The 5,389-nt window shown below is 62.5% G+C and carries 6 protein-coding genes and 1 pseudogene; 2 read left to right on the top strand and 5 right to left on the bottom strand.

Features of this window, described 5'->3' with window-relative positions:
* Positions 1–143: pseudogene (locus tag WCA53_RS25945) on the bottom strand (3-hydroxyacyl-CoA dehydrogenase); the annotation flags it as partial.
* A gap of 112 nt (positions 144–255) precedes the next feature.
* On the opposite strand from WCA53_RS25945, the gene WCA53_RS25950 reads away from it, so the two are divergent.
* Positions 256–1,275: an AraC family transcriptional regulator gene (locus WCA53_RS25950; RefSeq protein WP_423917189.1), complete on the top strand. Its 1,020-nt coding sequence runs from the start codon at positions 256–258 to the stop codon at positions 1,273–1,275.
* Between the two features lie 52 nt (positions 1,276–1,327).
* On the opposite strand, the gene WCA53_RS25955 is transcribed toward WCA53_RS25950, so the two are convergent.
* The 3 genes from WCA53_RS25955 to WCA53_RS25965 form a co-directional block, all read right to left on the bottom strand.
* Complete coding sequence (locus WCA53_RS25955; protein WP_423917192.1) at positions 1,328–1,948, bottom strand: carboxymuconolactone decarboxylase family protein; 621 nt, start codon at positions 1,946–1,948, stop codon at positions 1,328–1,330.
* A gap of 86 nt (positions 1,949–2,034) precedes the next feature.
* Positions 2,035–2,679: an ankyrin repeat domain-containing protein gene (locus WCA53_RS25960; protein WP_423917197.1), complete on the bottom strand. Its 645-nt coding sequence runs from the start codon at positions 2,677–2,679 to the stop codon at positions 2,035–2,037.
* Positions 2,680–2,693: 14 nt separating this feature from the next.
* The gene (locus tag WCA53_RS25965) at positions 2,694–3,593 is read right to left on the bottom strand and encodes a DMT family transporter (RefSeq protein WP_423917201.1); all 900 of its coding nucleotides are present in this window, start codon (positions 3,591–3,593) and stop codon (positions 2,694–2,696) included.
* A 159-nt stretch (positions 3,594–3,752) separates the two neighbouring features.
* On the opposite strand from WCA53_RS25965, the gene WCA53_RS25970 reads away from it, so the two are divergent.
* Positions 3,753–4,670, top strand: coding sequence for a helix-turn-helix domain-containing protein (locus WCA53_RS25970; RefSeq protein ID WP_423917204.1), 918 nt, complete (start codon positions 3,753–3,755; stop codon positions 4,668–4,670).
* A gap of 111 nt (positions 4,671–4,781) precedes the next feature.
* On the opposite strand, the gene WCA53_RS25975 is transcribed toward WCA53_RS25970, so the two are convergent.
* Positions 4,782–5,389, bottom strand: a 608-nt coding sequence (locus WCA53_RS25975) for a type II secretion system protein (RefSeq protein ID WP_423917207.1), incomplete at its 5' end; no start/stop codon positions are given.

Genomic DNA, 5,389 nt, shown 5'->3' on the forward strand with positions numbered 1-5,389 from the left:
TCGTGCGCCAGCGCCGCGCCCGCTTCGGCGTTGACGTCGAGCAGCATCGCTTTGCCGTGCTGCTCCACGACCATGCGCGCCACGGCGGCCCCCAGGCCTGAACCCGCTCCCGTGATAACAAACACCCGATTGGTGATATTCATTCGCTGTGCCCTCTCTCTAAGTGCTTTCGATAGTAGAGAGCGCCAACATTGCAATCAATGACAAACAGAATCTAAAATACTGATTGGTTTTGCCATATGCGGAGGCCATCGATTGGCACACCAGACGATCTCGCCGGATTTTGTGGAGGACGCGCTTGCCTGCCTGCGTCGGCAGGGATTCGCCGTGGAGCCGGTATTGCGAGCGGCCGGCCTGCCCGCCACGGTGCGCGAGTCCGTCACGACGCAGCAATACGGCCGCCTCTGGCTTGCGATCGCCGAGGTGTCCGGCGATGAGTTCTTCGGCTTGTCCGCGCGCCCGATGCGGCCCGGCAGTTTCGAGCTGCTATGTCACGCGGTATTGCACGCGGGCACGCTAGGAAAGGCACTACGGCGCGCGCTGCAATTCCTGCGCGTGGTACTCGACGACCCACATGGCGAACTGGTCGTGGCAGACGGCCGGGCGCAGATCGTGCTCGCCGGCGCGGGCGCTGCGTACCCGGCTTTCGCCTATCGAACGTTCTGGCTGATTCTGCTGGGACTGGCTTGCTGGCTGACCGGTCGGCGCATTGCGCTGCAACGCATCGATTTCGCGTGCCCAAGCCCCGAGCACCGCACCGATTACCATCAGTTCTTCGGTGTGCCCGTGCACTTCGACCAACCGGACAGCCGTCTCGCCTTCGACGCCGCCTATCTCGACCTGCCCACGATTCGTTCCGAACACGCACTGAAGAACTTCCTGCGCGGTGCCCCTGGCAATCTCCTCGTACGCTATCGTCACGACACGGGATGGGTGACGAAAATGCGCGCGCACCTGAAGAGCGTGCCTGCGGCCGAGTGGCCGGACTTCGACACACTGGGCAAACAGTTGGGCATGACGCCCGCGACGTTGCGGCGGCGCCTGCGCAGCGAGGGGCAGAGCTTTGCGTCCATCAAGGACGAGATACGAAGCGCGCTGGCCCAGTCACTGCTTCACGAGAGTGCGCTAAGCGTGGCCGACATTGCGTGCGAACTGGGCTTCACGGAGCCGAGCGCGTTTCATCGCGCGTTTCGAAAATGGACCGGCGCCAGCCCAGGTGCATTTCGCCGCGACTGGCACGCCGCCAAGTCAAAGGGTGGCGTCAAAGGGGACTGACTGTTGGAGCGATGACCCGGTCCTCGGCGCTCGAACGATTCTTGACTCCCGGTCACTCCGGAAAACGTGGAAGGCGGGGACCGTCGCCCGATTGATAACGCGCCATGTTCAATTGCATCGCGAGAAGTCCGTAATAACCCGCGATGGCGGTCATATCGACGGCGCCCTTCTTGCCGAAACGTTGCTCCGCTCGATCGAATGTCGCGTCAGAGACGCGCTTGTTCTTTAGAAGTTCGGTCGTGAAATCGTAGACGATCTCCTCATCGGCGCTCATTGCGGTTGGACGCCGGCCATCGGCGATGGCATCCGCAATGCTCTTCGAGATCCCGGCCTTTAGCGCAATCGGGTAATGATAGGACCACTCGTAGTCCTGGGACCACTCGCGCGAGGTGACGAGGATAACGAGTTCGCTCAGGGTGTTGCCGATCGACGAATGAAAGCGCAGGTAATCCCCCATCGAGCGAGCCAGGTTCATGACGTCGGGGCTGTACATCATCGGTTCAAACGGGCCAAACACAGGCACTTTGCGAGCAGCCAGAAACTCCTCGCTCGCCTGCTTCTGTTCGGCGGTGTATTGGTCGGGCGGGATGGTTGGAAGTCGCTGTTGCGCGAAGGCTTGGGTCGTGATGAGCATGGCGCCTAGCGCGATCAACACAGTCGAACGAGAAATCATGGGGTCTCCTTAGGAATCGGAATGACTTTATGATATTCGCGTCGAGGCAGCGGAAGTCGCTATTGTGCCTTTTTCTCACGACGCGTCTATGCGCCGCCCGGTCTGTTACGTTGCATCAGCGACTCCAGCCGCGCAATAATTTCTTTGGGCAGGCGCCGTTCCTGTGCAATGGCGACGGTATCGCGACCACGGAAATCCGGGATTGACGGGTCCGCGCCGGCGTCGATCAACATATCTAATGTAGTGAGTCGCTTAAGCCGGGCTGCATAGAAAATGGGCGTTTCGCCATGCGCCCTCAGATTAAGCTGGGGTTTTGACTTCAGCAACGCACGACAAAGAACTGCGTCGTCGCGCCATACTGCCGCCCAAAGCGAATAGCTTGCGTTCGCGCCGCGCTTCAGGAGGAACTCGACCAGAGGCAGGTTCTCGCCGCGAGCGACGGCATACCATAGCGGCGTAGCCCGAAAATCGCCTTCATCCTCGTTCATCGGGACTTCTCGTTCGAGCTCCGCGCCGGCTTTGAGCAGGGTCGTGACCGTCTTGATGCCGTTCGGCTCGGCCAGTTGCGCTCTGCTACCGGGTTTGACCGCGCAGGCCCGATGCAAGGCAGTGCGCCCCTGCGGGTCGCTCGCGCCGACAAGGTCGGGCGCCAAGGCCAGGTTCGCGGCGACTGAAGACTCGTCCCACACGCTGGCCGCTGCAAAAAGTTTCGTTCTCGAAGGTTTGCCCATCTCTCGATCCCTAGCTAGGAAGGCTGCACCCGACGCGTAAAGATGTGCCGCGTCACATCGAACGCGACCAGGTTGCCGGCCACCACCAGCACGAGCCCCACCACCGCCAATCCGGTCCACTGATAGCCCTCGAACACGGTCGACGCCGCCAGCGCCACAATCGGAAACAGCACGGTGCTGTAGGCAGCCCGTTCCGGCCCGATTCGCCCGACCAGCATCAGATACGCCGTAAAGCCGATCACCGAGCCGAACACGGCCAGATAGGCGAGCGCGCCCAGATAACGCACGTCCGGCTCGATGGCGAAGGAAAAGCCAGCCAGCGCGCTCCCTATCGTCAATACGCTGGCGCCGATCAGCATCGCCCAGCTATTGGTGGCGAACGGGTGCAGACCCATCGATTGCATCCGGCTCGACAGCAGATTGCCGGCGGAGAAGCACAAGGTGCCGAGAAACGCGATCGCGAGGCCGAACCACACAGCGTGGTCGCCGAGATGTCCGCTCATCTGCTGAAGGAACAGGCAGACAATGCCGACCAGACCCAGCGCCGCGCCGGCAATCGCCCTGGGCTGCAAGGGGCGGCCCATGAACAGGCGTCCGTTGATCGAGTTCAAAAGCGGCGCTGTCGAAAACACCACCGCCACCAGCCCGCTCGGCACGACCTGTTCAGCATAATAAAAGCACAGGAAGTTGACGCAAAACAGCGCCAGTCCCTGCGCGACCAGGTAGCGCCATGCGGCGCGCGGCGGCCAGATCGGACGGCGCATCAGGCGTAGGAGCGCGAACAGCACCAGCGCGGCGATCCAGAACCGCCACGCAATCGATACCGGCGGGGGCACGGACCCAAGCTGCCATTTGATGGCAATCCAGGTAGTGCCCCAGATCAGGACGGTGACGGCGTATAGAACGATATTCATGGCGTGGCCTGCTGCATAAGAAACGGAAACTCGACTATGCCGCAGCAGGCCCCGCTGCACTTGTCCAGGATTGCGCACTTCTTGGCGGCGCCGGACGGCTGGCTCAGACTCCCCCTATACTGACGGTTACCCAATTATCCGATGCATCCCGCTCGTCCCATGAACGCCAGCCCCCCTGCCCCCGCGATGGATTCGACCGAAACGCCGTTCGGGCTTCATTCGGTCTGTCACACGCTGAGCAGCGCGAACGCGAATCTTGACCGGTTTGCGTGGCTGGGCGATCAACTGGCCATCGCGGTGTGGACGCGCGACACCGAGGAAGCCGAGACCGTCTATGACCGGCCCGGCCACCACACGCTCTCATGTTATCTGGACGGCGGCTATCGCACCGAACGGCAGAAAATGCCCGGTCGGTACGGGGCACCTGCGCGGCTTTGCGCGTTGCCCGGCGACCACGAATCGCGCTGGTGGGTTCGCGGCCACATGCATTTCATGCATCTGTACTTCCTGCCCGAACATTTCACGCAACGCGCGGTGCAGGAACTCGATCGCGAGCCACGCGAACTGACGCTCGCCGATCGCACCTATTTCGAAGACGCCCATATCGCGAGCCTCTGTCAAACACTCGCCAATGAAGACTGGCAGGACCCCGACGGCCTGCTGCGTACCAATGAAACCGCGCATCAGGTGCTGAGCTTGCTGCTGCGCGCACAAGGCGTGCGCCGCAGCGATGCATCGCCCAAGGGCGGTTTATCGGTTGCGACCCGGCGGCGGCTGCGCGAGTACATCGAAAACCATCTCGGGCAAACACTCACCCTCGGCGAACTGGCCGGCGTCGCCGCACTATCGGAGTTTCACCTCGCACGCATGTTCCGCACGTCGTTCGGACTACCGCCCGCTGCGTGGATCGCGCAACAGCGGCTCGAACGCGCACGCTCGCTGCTGCGCACCACGGCGCTGCCGCTCGCGCAGGTCGCCGAACAATGCGGCTATGCGAACGCCAGCCATTTCAGCCACCGCTTTCGCGAAAGCGTCGGTGTCGCGCCGACTGCATTCCGGCAGGCCGTCGGGGCTTGATCGCTGCTGCCGATGCGGCTGTCGCCCGGCCAACGCATTCAACCATGCGCGCTTCGTATGCACGCTCCACTAACGGGATGACAGTGAAGATCTGACAAGCCCGACGGCGTCTCAACGCGGACCGCCTTGCGGGGCCGCTTCATCGATTGGCGCTACCACGCCCGCCGAAGCCGCACTGTCCGGAGTCACCCCCACGACAGGAACATTCACAGCCCCACCCGGCATCAACTGGGCATATCTCGGGACAAACACCCACTCCGTGTAGCGCTTCTTTTTCTCGAACCCCTGGAATTTCTTCGGGAAATGCGCGATCTGAATGGGATGGGCCGTCGACGCGCTGTGTATGCCGATGATCCTCTGCCCGTCCAGCCCTTTCACGAGCACCCAATCCGCTTTGCCCGTCATCGGATCCGCGTAGAGCTTGCGCAAGTGGCGCACCGGATTCGGGTAGCGCGGGTCGAGCAGGAGTTCATCGAGCGTGCGCGGTTGCGTCGGTTGCCCCAATGGCGTGGTCTCGGCGTAGTCCAGCAGCGCGCGCTGAAATTCGCCGCCGACGTAAAGCAGTTCCTTCTCGGCCATGCGCCGCTGATAGATCGCGCCGAGCTGAATCGTGCCGGCAGCCGCCACGCCGATGATGGCAATCGAAATCAGCAACGCCAGATACGCGAAGCCCCCTTGCTCCGCACGCGCACGCCCGCTGCCCCGGCGCATGGCTACAG

This window comes from Caballeronia sp., from assembly GCF_049581465.1.
Classification (GTDB): Bacteria; Pseudomonadota; Gammaproteobacteria; order Burkholderiales; family Burkholderiaceae; genus Caballeronia.